Source organism: Devosia sp. WQ 349K1, from assembly GCF_016595685.1.
GTDB lineage: Bacteria > Pseudomonadota > Alphaproteobacteria > Rhizobiales > Devosiaceae > Devosia.
This window is the reverse complement of record NZ_JAENGO010000003.1, coordinates 517,490-536,419: the sequence shown is the minus strand read 5'-3', so window position 1 is coordinate 536,419 and position 18,930 is coordinate 517,490. Positions and strand designations below refer to the sequence as shown.

20 protein-coding genes are annotated in these 18,930 nt (G+C 57.9%); 11 read left to right on the top strand and 9 right to left on the bottom strand.

The window, feature by feature from the left end; translation table 11 throughout:
- Positions 1-8 precede the first annotated feature (8 nt).
- Both JHL21_RS08670 and JHL21_RS08665 read right to left on the bottom strand, forming a co-directional pair.
- Positions 9-365: a DMT family protein gene (locus tag JHL21_RS08670; RefSeq protein WP_302052375.1), complete on the bottom strand. Its 357-nt coding sequence runs from the start codon at positions 363-365 to the stop codon at positions 9-11.
- 111 nt (positions 366-476) lie between these two features.
- Positions 477-731, bottom strand: a complete 255-nt coding sequence (locus JHL21_RS08665) for a DUF2164 domain-containing protein (protein WP_169195834.1) — start codon at positions 729-731, stop codon at positions 477-479.
- A 98-nt stretch (positions 732-829) separates the two neighbouring features.
- Here JHL21_RS08665 and JHL21_RS08660 point away from each other — a divergent pair, with 98 nt between their 5' ends.
- The 3 genes from JHL21_RS08660 (at position 830) to JHL21_RS08650 (ending at position 2,287) form a co-directional block, all read left to right on the top strand.
- The gene (locus JHL21_RS08660) at positions 830-1,519 is read left to right on the top strand and encodes a hypothetical protein (RefSeq protein WP_200212986.1); all 690 of its coding nucleotides are present in this window, start codon (positions 830-832) and stop codon (positions 1,517-1,519) included.
- Between the two features lie 115 nt (positions 1,520-1,634).
- The gene (locus JHL21_RS08655) at positions 1,635-1,853 is read left to right on the top strand and encodes an alkylphosphonate utilization protein (RefSeq protein WP_169195836.1); all 219 of its coding nucleotides are present in this window, start codon (positions 1,635-1,637) and stop codon (positions 1,851-1,853) included.
- A gap of 5 nt (positions 1,854-1,858) precedes the next feature.
- Positions 1,859-2,287, top strand: a complete 429-nt coding sequence (locus JHL21_RS08650) for a hypothetical protein (protein ID WP_200212985.1) — start codon at positions 1,859-1,861, stop codon at positions 2,285-2,287.
- On the opposite strand, the gene JHL21_RS17595 is transcribed toward JHL21_RS08650, so the two are convergent.
- The 7 genes from JHL21_RS17595 to JHL21_RS08610 form a co-directional block, all read right to left on the bottom strand.
- On the bottom strand, positions 2,268-2,558 hold the full coding sequence (locus JHL21_RS17595) for a hypothetical protein (protein WP_210338871.1): 291 nt from the start codon (positions 2,556-2,558) through the stop codon (positions 2,268-2,270). The two genes, JHL21_RS08650 and JHL21_RS17595, sit on opposite strands and share 20 nt — an antisense overlap.
- Before the next feature lie 151 nt (positions 2,559-2,709).
- A complete protein-coding gene (locus JHL21_RS08640; RefSeq protein ID WP_200212983.1) occupies positions 2,710-3,045 on the bottom strand; it encodes a DUF4282 domain-containing protein in 336 nt (111 codons plus the stop codon).
- An 80-nt stretch (positions 3,046-3,125) separates the two neighbouring features.
- On the bottom strand, positions 3,126-4,022 hold the full coding sequence (locus JHL21_RS08635; RefSeq protein ID WP_169195928.1) for a cation diffusion facilitator family transporter: 897 nt from the start codon (positions 4,020-4,022) through the stop codon (positions 3,126-3,128).
- A 203-nt stretch (positions 4,023-4,225) separates the two neighbouring features.
- On the bottom strand, positions 4,226-4,828 hold the full coding sequence (locus JHL21_RS08625; RefSeq protein WP_248306553.1) for a bifunctional adenosylcobinamide kinase/adenosylcobinamide-phosphate guanylyltransferase: 603 nt from the start codon (positions 4,826-4,828) through the stop codon (positions 4,226-4,228).
- Positions 4,829-5,208: 380 nt separating this feature from the next.
- A complete protein-coding gene (locus JHL21_RS08620; protein WP_200212980.1) occupies positions 5,209-6,435 on the bottom strand; it encodes a hypothetical protein in 1,227 nt (408 codons plus the stop codon).
- Between the two features lie 41 nt (positions 6,436-6,476).
- On the bottom strand, positions 6,477-6,899 hold the full coding sequence (locus tag JHL21_RS08615; protein ID WP_200212979.1) for a GtrA family protein: 423 nt from the start codon (positions 6,897-6,899) through the stop codon (positions 6,477-6,479).
- A complete protein-coding gene (locus JHL21_RS08610) occupies positions 6,899-8,389 on the bottom strand; it encodes a UbiA family prenyltransferase (RefSeq protein WP_200212978.1) in 1,491 nt (496 codons plus the stop codon). The genes JHL21_RS08615 and JHL21_RS08610 overlap by 1 nt, the downstream gene beginning before the upstream one ends.
- Positions 8,390-9,320: 931 nt before the next feature.
- Between JHL21_RS08610 and JHL21_RS08605 the strand changes: the two genes are divergently transcribed.
- From JHL21_RS08605 to purD, 8 genes are all read left to right on the top strand, one after another.
- Positions 9,321-10,262 carry a BadF/BadG/BcrA/BcrD ATPase family protein gene (locus tag JHL21_RS08605; protein ID WP_169195840.1) on the top strand — a complete coding sequence of 314 codons (942 nt, stop codon included), beginning with the start codon at positions 9,321-9,323 and terminating at the stop codon, positions 10,260-10,262.
- Between the two features lie 11 nt (positions 10,263-10,273).
- On the top strand, positions 10,274-11,755 hold the full coding sequence (gene zwf, locus JHL21_RS08600; protein ID WP_200212977.1) for a glucose-6-phosphate dehydrogenase: 1,482 nt from the start codon (positions 10,274-10,276) through the stop codon (positions 11,753-11,755).
- Position 11,756: 1 nt separating this feature from the next.
- Positions 11,757-12,452, top strand: coding sequence for a 6-phosphogluconolactonase (pgl, locus tag JHL21_RS08595; protein ID WP_254081972.1), 696 nt, complete (start codon positions 11,757-11,759; stop codon positions 12,450-12,452).
- Positions 12,453-12,573: 121 nt separating this feature from the next.
- Positions 12,574-14,388, top strand: coding sequence for a phosphogluconate dehydratase (gene edd / locus JHL21_RS08590; RefSeq protein ID WP_200212975.1), 1,815 nt, complete (start codon positions 12,574-12,576; stop codon positions 14,386-14,388).
- Between the two features lie 304 nt (positions 14,389-14,692).
- The gene (speG, locus tag JHL21_RS08585; protein ID WP_200212973.1) at positions 14,693-15,229 is read left to right on the top strand and encodes a spermidine N1-acetyltransferase; all 537 of its coding nucleotides are present in this window, start codon (positions 14,693-14,695) and stop codon (positions 15,227-15,229) included.
- Between the two features lie 164 nt (positions 15,230-15,393).
- Positions 15,394-16,143: a 16S rRNA (uracil(1498)-N(3))-methyltransferase gene (locus tag JHL21_RS08580; RefSeq protein WP_200212972.1), complete on the top strand. Its 750-nt coding sequence runs from the start codon at positions 15,394-15,396 to the stop codon at positions 16,141-16,143.
- A gap of 72 nt (positions 16,144-16,215) precedes the next feature.
- Entirely contained in the window at positions 16,216-17,583 is a 1,368-nt protein-coding gene (locus JHL21_RS08575) for a glutamate--cysteine ligase (protein ID WP_169195846.1), read from the top strand.
- A 64-nt stretch (positions 17,584-17,647) separates the two neighbouring features.
- The gene (gene purD / locus JHL21_RS08570) at positions 17,648-18,922 is read left to right on the top strand and encodes a phosphoribosylamine--glycine ligase (protein ID WP_200212971.1); all 1,275 of its coding nucleotides are present in this window, start codon (positions 17,648-17,650) and stop codon (positions 18,920-18,922) included.
- Positions 18,923-18,930: the final 8 nt, after the last annotated feature.

Below are 18,930 nucleotides of genomic sequence, written 5' to 3'. Positions count from 1 at the left end.
AGGGGTCGCTATTTCAGCGGCCCCTTGAAAATGAAGAAGGCCCCGAGCGCGATCAGCGCAAAGCCAATGCCGTGGTTCCAGGTCAATTTCTCACCGAGATAGAACACGGCGAACAGCACGAATACCGAGAGTGAAATGACCTCTTGAATGGTCTTCAACTCGGCGGCGGAGAACGTGCCATAGCCCATGCGATTGGCCGGAACGGCAAGCCAATACTCGAAAAAGGCAATCGCCCAGCTGGCCATCACCACCACCCACAGCGCAGCGTGGGGGAATTTGAGGTGTCCGTACCAAGCGAAGGTCATAAAGACATTGGACGCAAGCAAGAGGCCAATCGGCGCAAGCGTGGCAAAGTTGAAGCCCAAGGCTTCCTCCAAAATCAGCTGAAGTGGTGCACTCTCATATCAGTATCTGGCCAACTGCACAGGGGTTCTGTTGCGTCCCGCTAAGGGTGTCGCAACAGACATGCCGCTCACCTAGCGGCGCGTGCGGGTGGTCTTTTCCAACGAGAAAATCTCGTCGCTTACGTCGTCGATCTTCTTGCGCACCAGCGCCTGAGCGTCATGCAGACCGCGATTATAATAATGCGCACCAATCTTTTCGGCGAAGAACTGAACCAGCAATTCAGCAGGAATGGAGCCGATATTGCTATCGAGCTCGTTCTGGAAATAATCTTGAACTTCCGCAACGATAATTTTCATTTCGTCGCGTTCGAATTTGATGGGTTTCATTGTCGGAGCCTTCAGCTTGCGTTCATCTGGCAAGGTGTTGTCTGCGATGCGTTTTGATGCATGCGCATATTCAAGTTCTGGGAGGAGGATTAACACTCATGCTGACCCGCCTGGCTATCTCTACCCTAATCATATCGTCCTTGGCTTTGTCGCCCGTTGCCTTTGCAAAAACCAAGGATAAATCCGCCACAGCACCACACACCGCGCCAGAACGCGTGCAATGCGAAGGCGTATTTGGCCCCGACGTCACCGTCGACATGATCATCGCGCACTTCGGCGCTGAAAACGTCGAGGCGCGTATAGAGGTCGACAGTGTCGAAGGCGTGCCTGTTTTCGGCACCTTGGTTTATGGCGACGATCCCGATCGCAAAATTGCCTTCCAATGGTTCGACGAGGCCAACACGCGTTTCGTCAGCTATGTCGACCTTCCGCCAACGCTGGCCACCCCAGAAGGTCTCTACGTTGGTCAAACGGCGGCTGAAGTGGCGGCACGCAATGGCGAGCCTGTTAGCTTTGCGGGCTTTTGGTGGGACTATGGCGGCTATGTCTTCCTGCACGAAGGCGGCAAGCTTTGGAACACCGAAGCCCCCTGTGTGCCGATGATCCGCTTCGCGCCAACGGTGGAAGAGCCGGACGTCGATGTCACGACGATTTCGGGCGACGTCACCGTAACCTCCGATGATCCCCTCGTCGCCAAAGTCGGCGTTAAAGTGCAGACCGCCGGCATGGGTTACCAATATCCCGAAGGCTATGATGGTTTTGACGAGGGCGAGCCCGTTGAGGAATAGCACTGCGACTGATCTGGGGCCCTTGGCCCCGTAGCCGATCTGTGCAAGGTGGTGAGACTGCCTGCTGGGCTCACTTTTACGAAAGGGGGCTCTTTATTGAATTTAGGACGACACCGTGACTGAAATTACCCGCGACTCCAATGGCACCCAGCTCAATGACGGCGATAGCGTCACGCTGATCAAAGATCTCAAGGTCAAGGGGACTTCGGTAACGCTCAAGCGTGGCACCATGTGCAAGAATATCCGTCTCACCGAAGACACCGATCTGATCGAATGCAATGTCGAAAAGGTCAAAGGCCTAGTCCTGCGTACTGAGTTCCTCAAGAAGGCCTAGAGCTTATGTCGAAGTGGTCGGTCGATGGGCAAAGTCGGCGTTTGCTCGCTATCATCCTGCTCGGCCCGATCATCGGTGGGCTCTCGATGCTGGCGCTGAACGTCGTCGTCGAGGGCTTGCCTGAGCTCGAATATCTCGGGCCGGTCATCTTCATGTTTATGGTCTTCGGTTTCCTCTTTGGTGTGCTCCCGGCCATCCTTGCCGCTTTGGTCTATTTGCGCCTCGAACCGCGCCTCAAATCCGCGGCGACCCGCTGCGGTGCGGCCATAGGCATTGGCTTTGTGACCAGCATGCTTGGCGTCTACCTGATCCTATTATCGGTCGGCGGGGAAACCCTCTTTAGCGCTCCCGAGATTTTGCGGGTTGGCCTGTCCGGCGCCTTGGCCCTGCTGTTCACCACGTCACCGTGGCGCGCTAACAGCCCTCAGGCCTAAACGAGCGCGTCAGGCCTTCAATCACGGGCTCGATCGGCGCTAAGTCGCGAATGTGGAATTCCATGCGGAAACCCGCATACTGCCCCGGCTCGCACAGCTCAATGATCCGCTCGATGCTGATACGGTGGTCGCGTTGCGCGGTGAGGGCGGACCAGTCTGGGGTACTGGTGTTCATGCCCAGAACCCACCCCTGTGCTTCCAGCTCCTGCGCTTGAGCCCCGGCCACTGCCTCAATGCCTAAAGCGTTTTCCCCGGCCCAGAGCGAGAGCACCTGTTCGGCGTCCAGCCGATAGTAAATCGCCCCCGTCCCATCTTCATTCGCACTACTGCTCTCAAAGCCCGGCGGTATGTCGATGGCGTAGTGAAAGCTGGGGTTTTGATACTGCCCCCAAAATTGGCCGTGGGCAGGGGGGGGCCCAAAACTAGCGAGGATCAGTGCTCCGCCGATTGTAGACAGGCTGAGGGTTGGGCGCCACTTGGTTGCGAATGTCTCGAAGCAGGTCATGAATTGAGAAGACCACTAAGATGAGCTCGACCGCAAGTCGCCAAATGATGGTTGCCGCTATGGTCAGAAAGATCACAATGACCAAGGACATAAAGCCAGTCTGCGGCGTGCTGAGGCGCAAGTCACCCGTGTAGGTCAGCGCGTTATAAATCCCGGCCAGAGCAAACACACCAATGCAGATAAGGCCGATCCAATAGACGATACGCAGAAGCTTGGGGGCGATGTAGCTGTTCAGCGAAAGGATTGATCGCAATACCCCGTCCTCCTGAGAGTGGATCCTCAGGAAGACTAGTTTGGAAACAATAAGCCTCAGTAAATTGCCGTAGGTCTTATTTACAGGACGACGATGCCAGCGTGCTTGGCCTTGTCTTCTGGCTCAACGTGAATGGTGATCTGGCAGTCTTTGACCAGCTCTTTAAGCTTGGCTTCAATCCGGTCGCAAATCTCATGCGCCGCATCCACTGTCATCGCGCCCGGCACCACAAGGTGGAAGTCGATAAAGGTAATCTTTCCCGCCTGTCGCGTGCGGACATCGTGGGCTTCCAGCGCGCCGTTTGCCGTGCACGCGATGGCCTCGCGGATAATCTTCTGCGTTTCGGCAGGCACGGCAACGTCCATCAGCCCGCCGACACTGTCCTTGATCACGCCCCAGCCCGACCAGATGATGTTGAGCGCCACAAGGGCTGCAAGAATGGAGTCGAGCTGCGCAATGCCGGTGGCATAAACCAGCGCTAGGCCAATCAGCACGCCGATGGTCGAAACCACGTCCGTCATCAAATGCTTGCCATCGGCTTCAATGGCCGGCGAGCGCGCCTGACGGCCATGGCGGAGCAATACCATTGCCCACACGACATTGATCACCGTCGCACCCGCACTGATCGCCAAACCAAGCGTTGGCGCTTCGGGCATTTCCGGGTTGAGGAAACCCAGCACAGCTTCGCGCAGAATCAATATGGCCGCGACAATGATCATCACGCCCACGATCACCGCTGAGAAGTACTCGGCCTTGTGGTAGCCATAGGGCATGTTGGCATTGGCCGGACGCTGCGCCAGACGCACTGCGATCAGCGCCACAATGGCCGTCACCACATTGACCGTCGATTCAAGCGCGTCCGAATACAGCGCCACCGAGCCAGTCACCCACCAGGCCCAGACTTTCAGGCCCAGAACGAGAACCCCAACAACCAGGCTGGTCGATGCAATGGCCAGTGTCTTGTTGGTGATCGCCATGGGCAAAGCTTCCTTGCGGCTGGTAAAAACCTGCCTTACGCCGCTCATGCCTGATCAGCAAGTGATTGAATTTGCAAACGATTTTCAGAAGCATTCTGAGCAAAGTGCCACAGGTGGCAAGCCATTGATCGACAAGGGTGTTTCCAAAGCTTGCACCCAATCCACAGCTCTTGCGTCCACAAAAATTCCGCGCGCTGGACGCTTCAGCTTAATCCGGCAGGCTTGCCTTTGATTGTCATCGGCATGCCGGCGACGACGAAATAGACGTCCTCGCACACTTCGGCGAGCCTTTGGTGGGCTGAGCCTGCCAAGTCGCGGAACGTGCGCGCCATGGCAGTGTCGGGCTCAACACCTTGCCCCACTTCATCGGAGACCAGGATCACCTTCGTGCCCTTGAGTTCGACCAGCGTGGCACACAGCTCGCTCACCGCATTGGCGACGTCATTATTCAGTTTCAGCATATTGCTGATCCACAGCGTCACGCAGTCCACAAAAATTACATCATGGTTTTTCGACGCTTTGATCAGCGCATGGCACAGCTCAATCGGCTCCTCAATCACGGTGTACCGCATGCCACCAAGCTGATGCGCGGCGATCCGCTCACGCATGTCGCTGTCACGCTGCGCGGTGGTGACCAGATAGGCCGGTGTGGTGCCATTTCTCAGGGTTAGTCGCTCTGCAAAACCGGTCTTGCCGGATCGCGCGCCGCCCAATACCAAGCAGTGTCTTTCCATCGGATTTTCCTTGCGGGCGGTCGTTGCGCCGAAGCGTCGATGTCCCCTTCTCCAACTCACGCTCCGCACCATCTGTTCCCTCAGGAGCATAATTGTAGGCGCAGGCAATGTTGCGACCGGAATAGGCCCAGCCATGAAGTTGGTTGTATCCAGAGCGATCTTGCCGCCACCAGTAAGGGCCCGGGTGGTGCTCAGGCGGAGATAGCGCGTTCCGAACGCTTCGAAGCCATCGGACTACCAATTGCAACCGGATCGCGTTCGAACCGATCCCGAATGGCAATGATCGGATGAAAACTTCTATCTGTGTCGCCAGCGACGATCTAAGCCCGAGGCATTGGTGATGGCGCTATTGAAAGGCAGACGGGCGGCAAAGCTGACTGTTCCAAATAGTGCGATGCCCATCATGCGGCCTGGCATTTTCGCCAAGGCCGCAGTTTCCCCTATGCCGCCAATTATGCTGCTAGAAACCCACCCAATGCGATTATGCTCAGCGTGACCCCCATCGCGTAGACCGTGAGAATGGCCAACGGCGGTGCATATTCTGGCTTGACCCCTCGCGCCAAGAACACAAGCAGGATCGGCAACCAGTCGAGCGCGTAACGCTGCGCACTGAATTGTGAAAAACCGTTGGAATGATAAAATAAAGTCAAGACGAGGATCAGGCCCGCCGTGCCTAGTCCAAACCAAAAACTACGACTCCAGGGAGCTAGGAAGGCCAGCAGCAGTACCGGCGTGACCAGGAAAAGCGAAGCACCGTTGATGTCGAACCCGACAACTTCGGTCATGTAGCGCCCAGCGAACTCCACATGAGGTCCAGCAATGAACATATAGACCAGATTGAATAGGAAATACTGCTCAGAAAAGATTCCGAGTTCCCGCACCCGGTTGCCCAAGAACGAAACCGCTTCCGGCCCCTCGTTGAATTCTACCGGGAAAATATAAGAATAGCCCGTTTCCATCGGTGAGCCAAACCGGACGTAATTGTAGGCGAAATAGATTGCCAGAGCTAAAATCGGGAAAGCGGCCAGTGTCAGGGCGCGTTTGATGGCGGCCAAATTGATCTGGAACAGCGGCGTGCCAGAGGGCAGCAACAGTACATACAGGAACGGTAGATAGAGAATAGTCATCTGGCGGGACAGGAAAGCCATGCCGATGAAGAGACCGACAAGCAAGGCATTGCGCCGGACCAGCGCGAAATAGAGTGCCCCCGTCGAAAACAGAAAGCCCCAGCTCTGGGCAAAGAACCACACATGATCTGCTCGCAGGGTGACAAAGACGAGAGGCGTGGCGAACAGCACCATCAGGAGCAGCAGGATCGTCAGATCGCGCGAATTCGTTTCGCGGATAAAAATACGCCACCACATCCAGCCAGTGATGCCGAAAGCCACGATGGTCAGCGGGACAAAAAAGTTAAAACCGGTGCCGAACAAGGCGACAAAAGGCAGAGCAACAATGCCCGGCATCGGGGGGAAGATGATGTAGATGAGCCCGTTGAAGAGCGCGCAATCATCGTCAAAGCATTGTTCGGTATGGAAGCGTCCCTGCAGCCAGCCCTCGGCCAGAAGTGCGTAAGAATTGCTTCCAGGCGCCTCGCCTAGAACGGCAAGGCCGAACACACCCAGAAATGCCAGAACCAGCAGGGCCAGAAGGCCTGAAATTACGATGCGTTGAACAGACATTTCTCTCTCAGGTCGAGTACAGAGCGATGAGCGGATACTGGTCAGGCGTCAGCGCCAGAGCCAGAGCCCGCCGGCCGGAACGTCAGCAGCTTGTGCCCCAGAAAATTCACAACTGCGCCGATGCCGATGGCAACGCCATGCGCGACGCTCTCACGCACCAGGGGCGGGAGGCTGTCCCCGATCGGCATGTCGACGAACAGTCGCGACAAGCCCAGCACCACGATCGCACCGACGAGGTTGACGCCCAGAAAAACCACGACCTGCTCGATGAGCGGCCGCGAGGCACCGGGAAAGACATATTTGCGGTAGAGCGTGAACCCAGCCGACATGCCAATTAGGTAGGCCAGCGCAACTGCCATATCGAAAGGCAGAAAAACTGAGAGGGGGATACGCACCAGCCAGTTCACGGCGGCGGCCAGCCCGCCTAGCAGCAGGAACCGAACGAGTTGAGGGATGCGCTCCATCAGTAGGGCAGGCCCAGACAGGCCATAACAAAGAACAGGCCGAGACCGGCGCAGAGCATCAGGCTTTTCGGATCGCGCATCGCAAAGACCACAGGGTCGTCGAGCAGCTCGCCCCGCTGAGACAGCATCCAGATGCGCGACAGCCACAAGAACAACATGGCGGGAATGGCCCATAGCCAGTCAGGATTGCCATAGAAATCCACCAGCAAGGCATCCTGGGTCAGATAGAGCACCATGATCAAGATCGACGCCATGCCGCACGACACGCCCATGGCGAGAATAAAGGGGGCATCGGTAACGAAATAGCCCCGGCCGGAAATCTTGTCGCCGGTGTCCTGTTTCTTCTCAACGAGGCGCAGCACCTCCGTCTGTCGCTTCGCGAAGGACAGAGAAGTGAAGAGGAACATGGAAAATACCAGCAGCCAAGGCGATGGCACCACTCCGACGGCGGCAATCCCCAGGACCAACCGCAAGGTAAACAACAAAGCTAGGGTAAAGGCGTCCAGCACTGGCTTACGCTTGAAGCCGAACGAGTAACACAGAGTAAGAACGAGATAGGCCAGAAGCACGGCGACCACGGCCGGACCGACCATGGCCCCTAGGGCCAGACTGACGGCGAACGCCAGCGGCGTAACGATAGCGGCTTGTTTGACCGTCATAAGTCCACTAGCCAGCGGACGGTTGCGCTTGGTCCAGTGCTGGCGATCGTCCTCAATGTCCCAAATGTCATTGATCAGATAGGTCGCTGAGGCAAGAACACCCAAGGCAAGAAACGCCAATACCGCATTTGTCCAAGCGGCGAGGTCCGTAAACAGGCCGCCCAGTACCAGCGGTAAAAAGACCAGAACATTCTTGGCCCATTGGTGCAACCGCAGGGCCTTGGCCCAGCCGCGTAGGCCTAGGCGAGGGCGTGAAAAATCGGCTTCCACGGGCTTGCCCAGCGCTCGCGCTTTACGGGCGGTAGCTGCGTTCGCTCCGGCGAGCACGATGCTGCTTGCTTCAGCCCAGACATGCAGATCGGCCCTGCTGTCCCCGGCATAGGCGAAGCCGTCTGGGAACCGCTCACGTAATGCGGAAGCCTTGGTGGCTCCCTTGAGATTTCTGCGACCATTGCTTGCCATTACGAAGCTTACGAAATCAAAGCGCTGGGCCAATCTTATCGCCAGCAGCTCATCGGCGGCGGTCGCCAGGCAGACGGTTCGGCCATTGCTATGTTCGAGGCGCGCATACGCGTCCAATTCGGCATTGATCGGCAGAGTCTCGACATCGAGCCTAACGCGCTCTGCCAATTTGCGCTTCAATACAGCCTTGCCTTGGATCAGCCACCAAACCAGAAAGATCAGTCCGAGTGGATTGGCCTTCACATAAGCAATGGCGGTCTCGTGCAGCAAATCCGTGCGTAGCAGTGTACCATCGACATCCAGCACTAAAGGTGCCGCTACAGTCGTGCAGGTATCAAAGGCTGTAGAGGTGACACTGTCGGCGGTCATTAAACGACCTGATCCAATCCTAGATGATTTAGATACGTTCTTGAGCAAGAGAATTTTACTTACGCAAGAGGATTTTAAAGTATTAGACTTGCATGGTTAATATAATTTGAAGCAGAATTTATAATTCGTATCTATAATTACTACCGACGAGTGTCGCCTTTGGCGTCAGTGGTGGGTGTCTGGAAATGTTCTGAAGGCGCACTGGCCGGTCCAATAGTGGGTGCTTCCAGAAAAGCCGAAAGATCCCTCACGCATTGCTGTCTTTCCGCGTCGATCATCGCCTCCGACACAGTTCAACAAATACCGAGCTAAGCATGACTGCCCAACCTCTCCGTTGTCAGCGACGTTGGCTCAAATTGCCGTGTAGTTTGACCGCCTCGGCACCGAACGTGGCGATGCCTACCGCCGATTAACGCGACGTCGGACACGTCTCCCTGAAGCAGTTGATCTGCCAAATTCGCCGGGTTCCACTGCGTCGCTTTGGAGGCGGAGGCCGGCCATTGCGGGTTAATCGCAGGAGACGCAGGCTCCACAGAGAGGCGCCGAATCGTACGCTCTGCCACTTACTTTGCAGACGGACCGCCAAATGCCGTGCGTACTGATGGTGCCATGTCTCGTCTGTCGATTCGAGGCTGCCTTGGTCAGAACTCTGCCTAGTCCATTTACTGGGTCAAAATCCCCCAGGTATCAAAACCGTAGCGGTGGGTAGCGGGGACAATGAAGGCCGTTTGGCCGAAACTTTGCCTGCGCTAGCAATAATGGTTTGAAAACACCCTGCGGAAGAGACGCATTTTATCCTGAATGCTACTTTCGTCTTAGCGGCTTTCGCATTATGGTCCGCCCCGAAAACAGGCCCTAGCTTGGGACCAATGCGCTCAGCTCCTCCCGGATTCTCGATCGCAGATCCCAGTCCATAGACGGAGTCCCATTCGTGGCGCGTTACTACCTTGGCGTCGATGGCGGCGGTACCAATTGCCGTGTCAGATTAGCGAACGAAAACCTCGAAGTTTTGGCTGAGGTTAAAAACGGTCGTTCCAACCTCCAGATCGATGGCGGCGAGCCTGCCTATCGCGCTATTCTCGATGGCACGCGCGATGTATTCGCAGCCGCCGGTTTAGACTACGCTGAAACAGCCAATACCTATGCCTGCTTCGGCATGGCCGGTGGTCGTATGGATAGCGCACGCGAAGCTTTCGCCGCTCGTGTGTGGCCCTTCGCGGGCGTAAAGGTTTATGACGATATCGATATCGCCCACGCTGGTGCCCTTGGTGGCACAGAGGGTGGCGTGGTGATCATCGGCACCGGTTCGGCAGCCATGTCCTTGGTTGCAGGCACGCGCTATCAGGCCGGCGGTTGGGGTTTTCCAATCGGCGACCAGATGTCAGGTGCGATTCTGGGACGGGAACTCGTGCGTTACACTGTCGAGGCCGCTGATGGCTTGGTTGAGGGTTCCCCTCTCACCGCCGCCGTCACTGCAGCGCTCGGCGGTTCAAACCAGTCGATTATGACTTGGGCGTTCGCAACCGAGATGGGCTTGCAGCTCCTCAGCCGTGACGGTTCTGAAGGGTGCGACGATGCCCTGATCGGTCGCGCGCCGGGCGAGTACGGTAAACTCATGCCTTTGTTCTTCGACCATCTTGAGCAAAATGATCCAGTTGCCCTCAAGCTTCTGGCCATAGAGCTCAGCTATATCGATACCTACGTTAATTGGTTCAAATCCCATGGCGCGCAGGTTATGGCCATTGTTGGCGGCTTGGGGCAGCGTTTGTTCCCCCGCCTGCAAGAGCGCTATGGTGACTTTGTCGCCTTACCGAAGTACGAACCTCTGCATGGTGCGGTAATCCTCGCCAAACAGAATTTCGCCGCTAAATAGGGGCTAGTCCGTTGTCCAGTCGAATTATTCCAGTGCAGCCCTTTGATTATGTCGTGTTCGGTGCAACCGGCGACCTGACCAAGCGCAAGCTTGTTCCGGCGCTCTATCACCGTTTTAAAGATGGTCAGTTTGACGAGACGAGCCGCATCATTGGCGCGTCGCGTTCCAAGCTCTCTGAAGCCGAATTCCAGAAACTGGTGCGCGACGCGCTCCATACTTTTGTGGAAAAAGATTATCAGGACGAAGCCACAATCGAGCGCTTCGTCTCGATCTGCACCTATGTGCCGGTCGATGCCTCCAAGCCTGACGAGTCAGGCGATCTCGGCGCTGCTCTGCGCGATGACGCGAACATTGTTCGTGCCTTCTATCTGGCCGTAGCGCCCGATCTGTTCGAGCCCATCGCTGAGTATCTCAAGGCCAAGAAGCTTTACCGCCGCGACTCCCGCGTTGTGATTGAAAAACCGCTCGGCCACGATCTGGAATCGTCCAAGAAGATCAACGACGGCGTCGCCAAGATCTTCCACGAAGATCAGGTGTACCGCATCGACCACTATCTCGGTAAGGAAACCGTCCAGAACCTTTTGGCTCTGCGTTTCGCCAACACCCTGTTTGAGCCAATCTGGAACTCGGCCCATATCGACCACGTCCAGCTCACCGTCGCGGAAAGCGTTGGTGCGGGCACCCGTGGTTATTATGACGAATCTGGCGCCCTGCGCGACATGATCCAAAACCACATGCTGCAGCTGCTCTGCCTTGTGGCCATGGAGCCACCAGCATCCGACGATGCCAACGCCCTGCGTGACGAAAAGCTCAAGGTTCTGCGCGCGCTGCGTCCAATCACCAATGGTGAAGTGGCGACCAAGACCGTGCGCGGTCAGTATCGTGGCGTATCTTCGGAAACCGCCAAGGTCGCGTCCTATCAGGACGAGCTGCCAGAAGAAAAGAAGGGCAGCCGCACCGAGACCTTCGTGGCGCTCAAGGCCGAAATCGACAACTGGCGCTGGGCTGGCGTGCCGTTCTACCTGCGGACCGGTAAGCGCATGGCTGAACGCGTTTCGGAAATCGCCATCCAGTTCAAGCCGATCCCGCATTCGATCTTCGATCACGCCGAAGGCGCGCCGAAGGCCAATAAGCTGATCATCCGCCTGCAGCCTGATGAAGGCGTCAAGCTGATGATGATGATCAAGGACCCAGGTCCGGGCGGCATGCGCCTGCGCGAAGTGCCATTGAACCTTTCCTTTGCTGAAACCTTCTCCGAGCGTACGCCTGAGGCCTACGAGCGTCTGCTGATGGATGTGATCCGTGGCAGCCAGACCCTCTTCATGCGTCGTGACGAGCTGGAAGCGGCGTGGTCATGGGTTGACCCGATCCGCGAAGGCTGGGAACGTTCGCCAGACGCTCCACAAACTTATACAGCGGGCACTTGGGGCCCAACTGGTGCAGTCGCGCTGATCGAGCGCGATGGCCGCACTTGGTACGAAGGAACGAACTAACTTGACTATCGACCGTCGCAGCTTCGCTGATAAGCCCACCTTGGCCAAAGAATTGGCCGAGGCGGTGGCTGACCGCATTCGCCAGTCCATTGCCACCCGTGGCAGTGCGGCAATCGCTGTCTCCGGTGGCTCAACGCCTGGAAAGTTTTTCCAAGTTTTGGGCAAGACCAAAGACATCGAATGGGGCAAGGTCACCGTCACCTTGGTTGACGAACGCTGGGTTGATGAAACCTCCGATCGCTCCAACGCGCTTCTCGTCAACGAGAAGATGCTGCAGGGCCCGGCGGCGGTCGCTCGTTTCTTGCCACTCTATTCCGGTGGCGATGAGCCGACAGATGCGCAGGTCGCCAAGACCAACGCGCTGTTGTCGGCGCTGCCGGACACTTTTGCCGCCGTCATTCTGGGCATGGGGAGCGACGGTCACACCGCCAGCTTCTTCCCTGGCGGCGACACGCTCGACGCAGCGCTGACCCAAGAGGGCCCAACCCTCTCGATCCGCGCTCCGGGCGCAGGCGAAAGCCGCATTACCTTTACTCTGCCGCGTCTGCTCAAGACCGATGGCCTCTATCTGCACATTGAAGGGCAGGAAAAGGCTGACGTGCTTGAGGCTGCGCTGGCCGATGGTCCGGTGGCCGATATGCCAGTCCGGGCTGTGCTGCGCTCCGGCGCGCCACTCTCTGTTTACTGGTGTCCATAAACTCCTGGAGCGGTCCCCAATCGACCGCTCTGGCCGTTTGAGGCTGCCAGTCTTTTGATGCAAGGCCCATCCGCGCCAGCGGCCCCCCTTTGGCGCGTCCTTGCGAGCTATGGAGATCCAAATGAGTGTCCGTCAGGCTATCCAGGACGTGACCGACCGTATTGCCGCGCGCAGCCGTGATTCGCGCCGGGAATACCTCAACCGCCTCGAAGCGCAGCGTGAGACTTCCGTCCACCGTGCCCATCTCGGTTGTGGCAACCTCGCACATGCTTTTGCCGCCTGTACCCCGGCGGAAAAAGCAGCTCTAGCGGGCAGCAAGACACTCAATTTGGGCATCGTCACCAGCTACAATGATATGCTGAGTGCCCATCAGCCTTACCAATTCTACCCAGACATCATCAAAGAAGCGGCCCGCGAAATCGGCGCAACCGCACAGGTTGCCGGTGGCGTTCCGGCCATGTGCGATGGCGTTACCCAGGGTTACGCTGGCATGGACCTCTCGCTCTTCTCGCGAGACGTCATCGCCATGTCGACCGCTATTGCGCTCTCGCACAATATGTTCGACGCCGCCGTCTACCTCGGCATTTGCGACAAGATCGTTCCCGGCCTTATGGTCGGTGCGCTGACCTTTGGTCACTTGCCCGCCGTCTTTGTTCCTGCTGGCCCCATGCCATCGGGCCTGCCCAATGAAGACAAGAGCCGCGTGCGTCAGCTCTTCATGGAAGGCAAGGTCGGCCGCGCTGAACTGCTCGAAGCTGAAAGCAAGTCCTACCACTCGGCAGGCACCTGCACCTTCTATGGCACGGCGAACTCAAACCAGATGCTCATGGAAATCATGGGCCTGCACCTGCCGGGCGCAAGCTTCATCAATCCCGGTACGCCGCTGCGCGATGCGCTGACCCGCGAAGCGACGCGCCGCGCGCTTTCGCTCACCGATCAGGGCAATAATTACACGCCAATCGGTCACATCGTCGATGAGAAGGCCATCGTCAACGCTATGGTTGGCCTGCATGCGACCGGTGGTTCCACCAACCACACCATGCACATCATCGCCATTGCTGCCGCTGCCGGTCTCAAGGTCACTTGGGACGATATGAGCGACCTTTCGGATGCGACCCCGCTTCTGGCGCGCGTCTATCCAAATGGCGTGGCCGACGTGAACCATTTCAATGCTGCTGGCGGCATGGGCTTCCTCATCAAGGAACTGCTCTCGGATGGCTATCTGCACGAAGACGTCAAAACCGTCTGGGGCACGGGCCTTTCGGGCTATGGCGTTGAAGCCAAGCTCATCGAGGACAAGCTCGCCCACACGCCCGCTCCCGATGAAAGCGCGCTGCCAAAGGTTTTGACCTCGGTCAAAACCCCATTCCAGACCTCGGGTGGTCTGAAGCTTCTCACCGGCAATCTCGGTCGTTCGGTCATCAAGGTGTCGGCTGTTAAGCCAGAGCACCGCATTGTCGAAGCCCGCGCGCGCGTCTTCCACGGCCAACAGGCCATGCAGGACGCGTTCAAGGCCGGCGAGCTGACGGGCGACGTGATCGCCGTCGTTCGCTTCTCCGGCCCCAAGGCCATGGGCATGCCCGAGCTTCATAAGCTCACCCCAGCCCTCGCCATCCTTCAGGATCGCGGCTTCAAAGTCGCCTTGGTCACAGACGGCCGCATGTCCGGCGCCTCGGGCAAGGTCCCTGCGGCCATCCATATGACCCCAGAAGCCATGCAGGGTGGCCCGATCGCCAAAATCCGCGACGGCGATCTGATCCGCCTCGACGCCGAAGCCGGAACGCTGACCTTCCTCGGCGACCAAGCCGAATTCGACGCCCGTCCTGCGGCCTCGGAAGATTTGACCAATGAACACTGGGGCACCGGCCGCGAACTCTTCGCCGGCTTCCGCGCTCTCGTCGGCGCCGCCGACCACGGCGCATCGGTCTTCAGCTAAGCCCGATTGTTACCAAGAATAAAAAGGCCCCCACCGGGGCCTTTTTTGTGCCTTTCCCTTTGGGGCCAAAATCGCCTCCTCAGGTAAAGAACCTTCTTCTCCCTCCCCTTGAGGGGAGGGCCGGGGTGGGGTGATTGCATTCCTCCATCAGCTCTCTATTTACTGCGTCCCCACGGTGCTTCGCAGCGGCCGCACACTGGATCCCATCCCTCCCCCTACCAGCTAGAAGTTAGGTGGCGGTAACGCCCCCCGGATCAAAACCCGCCCTCACGTCGTTCCTCTCCAAATCAGTTTTGGAGCCTTCATGTCTGCCCCCGATAGCTTTCGCCTGCGTCCGCTGGAACGCGAGGACCTGCGCTTCGTGCACAGCCTCGACAACAATGCCACCGTCATGCGCTATTGGTTTGAAGAGCCGTTCGAAACTTTTGACGAGCTGCTGGGTCTTTACGAAGACCACATCCACGATCAAACCGAACGCCGTTTTGTCGCCGAAGACGCGGGTACGCCAGTCGGCCTCGTAGAGCTGGTGGAAATCAACCACATTCATCGCCGCGCCGAGTTCCAGATCATCGTCGCCCCCGATCATCAGGGCAAAGGCTATGCGGGAAAAGCGGCCCGTGCCGCGCTCGAATACGGCTTTGCGGTCCTAAACCTGCACAAGCTCTATCTTGTCGTCGACAAGGACAATGCCCGCGCGCTGCACATCTATCAAAAACTCGGCTTCATCATCGAGGGCGAGTTGAAAGACGAGTTTTTCGTGCACGGTGAATACCGAACCGTCCTACGCATGTGCCTATTCCAAGCCGACCACCTCAAGCGCCTGACACCAGAACAGACCTAGTACACACACCATCGCTCCTGCCTCCCCCTGACGGAGAGGTTGGGGTGGGGCGGCTAAACCCCGCAAGCCCCCTCGCGACGATTGGACCATCAAAGGTGCCTATCAGCTCTTGCACCCCAGCCGGGGAGCGCGGATATGTGGGGCAGAGTTGAGAGAGTAAGACTATGCCCCGGTCATTTGCACAATTGCAGCGCGTGTTTGTCGAGAACGATCTAACGCTTGGTGCTAGCGTCGAGATGAACAAGGACCAGTCGCTTTACCTCGCGGCTGTCCTGCGCAAATCCGTGGGCGACGAGGTGGTGCTCTTTAACGGTCGCGATGGCGCTTGGCTTTGTCGTCTCACATCCGATTCAAAAAAGCATGTGATCCTGCAAACCGTCGAACAGATCGCCCCGCAGTCCCCAGCAACCGACTTCTGGTATGGCTTCGCGCCGCTCAAAAATGAGCGTCTCGATTACGTCATCCAAAAAGCGGTGGAGATGGGCGCGAGCACCATCCAGCCGGTGATGACCGAATATACGCAAGTCCATCGCCTGAAGATGGAACGCCTTTCCGCCAATGCCATTGAAGCTGCCGAGCAGTGCGAGGTTCTCAATGTGCCTGAAATTGCGCCTGAAGTGACGTTGACGCGACTGATCGAAACTTGGGGCGAGGTACACGGCGACCGCATTCTGATTTTTGCCGATGAGGGCGAAGCATCGTCTTCCCCTGTTCAGCAACTGACAAATATTGCAGGCCAAAAATTTGGCCTGATCGTCGGTCCGGAGGGTGGGTTCTCGGACGCAGAGCGCGAAAAACTGCGCTCATTAGAATATGTTAGGCCGATTAGCCTGGGTCCTCGCATCCTGCGCGCGGATACGGCGGCGGTGGCTGCAATGGCGGTTATCCAAGCGACCATCGGTGATTGGCGATAAAAGGCGATTGCTTTCCGCCTTGCGGTGGTTATGTTCGCCGCGCACTTTATGGTTGCAAGCTTCGAGGACTATATGGCCGGCGCCAAAACCACTCCGCTGATTGAATCGCGTAACGACCTCATCGAGGCAATGTCGCGCGGGTGCAAACCCGCAGATCAGTGGCGCATTGGCACCGAGCACGAAAAGCACGTCTTCTATACCAATCCGCTGGATTCGGTCCCTTATGCCGGTGACCGCGGGATCAAGGCTCTGCTTGAGGGCGTGGCCAAGGAAACCGGCTGGACGCCCTTCTACGATGGCGAAAACGCCATTGGCCTGAGCAATACCGCAGGCGCTGGCGGCGTGTCGCTTGAGCCGGGTGGTCAGTTTGAGCTCTCGGGTGCGCCGCTCGAAACCATTCACCAGACCGCCGATGAACTGGCGCAACACATGGCCATCTCCAAAAAGGTGGCCGGTGAGTTGGGCATTCACTTCCTCGGCCTCGGCGTAACCCCTCTGTGGTCCGTCGAGCAGATCAAGGCCATGCCAAAGTCGCGCTACGGCATCATGACCGACTATATGGGTCGCACGGGAACGCTCGGGACATCGATGATGTACCGCTCGGCCACAGTGCAGACCAATCTCGATTTTTCCAGCGAAGCCGACATGGTCAAGAAGCTGCGCGTCTCGGTTGCGCTGCAGCCGATTGCGACCGCACTCTTTGCCAATTCGCCCTTCGTCGATGGCAAGGACAGTGGCTTCCTCAGCTTCCGCAGCCACATCTGGCTGAACACCGATAATGACCGCACCGGCATGCTCCCCTTCGCCTTTGAAGAAGGCTTTGGGTTCGAGCAATATGCCGATTATGCGCTCGACGTCCCCATGTACTTCGTCATTCGCGACGGCAAGTACATCAATGTCGCGGGCGAAAGCTTCCGCGCTTTCCTCGATGGCGCGCTGCCGCAGCTGCCGGGCGAAAAGCCAACCATTGGCGATTGGGAAGATCACCTCTCGACCATTTTCCCCGAAGTGCGGATGAAGCAGTTCCTCGAAATGCGCGGCGCTGACATGGGCGACGAACGCCATGTGGTGGCGCTCTCCGCCTTCTGGACGGGCCTGCTTTATGACGAAACCTCGCTCGAAGCCGCGTGGGAGCTGGTCAAAAACTGGACGCATGAAGAGCGCGAATATCTGCGCTCCGAAGTCCCGCGTCTGGGGCTGAACACGCCGTTTGATCGCTCAACCCTGTTCGATATCGCAGCACAAGCTGTGGGCATTGCTTCGGCGGGGCTAGCGCGCCGCAATCGTCTCAACGCCAAGGGCGAAGACGAAAGCATCCACATTGCCCCGCTCGAAGAAACCGTACGCAGCGGCAAGAGCCCGGCCGAAGTGTGGCTCGATCGCTTCCACAACGAATGGAACGGCGACATCACCCCCATCTTCAAGGCCGCTGAGCTTTAGGAAGCTCTTGCCCTAAAGCTCCGTCTCGTCCATACGCCTCCATACATTAGCGATGGAGGCGAGCATGCGCGTTTTGGTCATTGGTTCCGGTGGTCGTGAACATGCGCTCGCTTGGAAGATCGCGCAGTCGCCACAGGTCGAGGCGGTCTTTGTTGCGCCGGGCAATGGCGGCACAGATGGCGTCGCGACCAATCTTTCCATCGACGTCACCGACCATGCCGCAGTGATCGCTGCGGCCAAAGACCAAAACATTGATTTCGTCGTTGTCGGCCCCGACGCACAGGTGGTCGCCGGTCTCGGCGACGATGTGCGCGCCGCGGGGATTGCCTGCTTCTGCCCCTCGAAAGAAGCGGGGCAGCTGGAAGGCTCCAAGGGGTTTACCAAAGCCCTCTGCGACGAGTTCGATATTCCCACCGCTGGCTATGCCCGCTTTGAAGATGAAGCCAGCGCCTTGGCCTATCTCTACACCGCTGGCGCGCCCATTGTGATCAAGGCCGATGGCCTAGCCGCAGGCAAGGGCGTCACTGTCGCCATGAATGTGGAAGATGCTGAGGAAGCAGTCATTGATTGCTTCTCCGGCGCCTTTGGCGCATCGGGCGCAAGCGTCGTCATCGAAGACTTTATGGAAGGCGAAGAGGTCAGCCTCTTTGTTCTCTGCGACGGGGACGCGATCCTGCCGCTGACCACGGCGCAGGATCACAAGCGCGCCTTTGATGGCGATGTTGGCCCGAACACCGGCGGCATGGGCGCTTATTCGCCAGCGCCCGTCATGACGCGCGAAGTTTATGACGAGGTCATGGAAACCATCATTGAGCCGACCGTACGCGGCATGGCGCAGCGCGGCACGCCCTATGCTGGTGTGCTCTACGCCGGGCTCATGCTTACAGCCGATGGTCCCAAGCTTGTCGAATACAACGCGCGCTTTGGCGATCCGGAAACGCAAGTGCTGATGATGCGCATGAAGAGCGACATTGTTCCGCTGCTCTACGCTGTCGCCACCGGCACGCTGGCTGGCAAGGATGTCGAGTGGCACGACCAATATGCGCTGACCGTGATCATGGCGACCAAGGGCTATCCCGGCGACTATGACAAGGGCAGCGAGATCTTTGGCGCAGAAGGGCTCAACACTGACAATTTGATGGTCTTTCACGCCGGAACAAAGCGCGATGGCACCCGTTTATTGGCCAATGGGGGGCGCGTGCTCAATGTCACCGCTCTCGGTGGTACGGTGAGCGAGGCGCAGAAGCGTGCATATGCCGGTGTGGATGCCATTTCTTGGCCAGAAGGCTTCGCCCGCCGCGACATTGGCTGGCGTGAGATTGCCCGCGAAGTCAATTGAACCCTTTC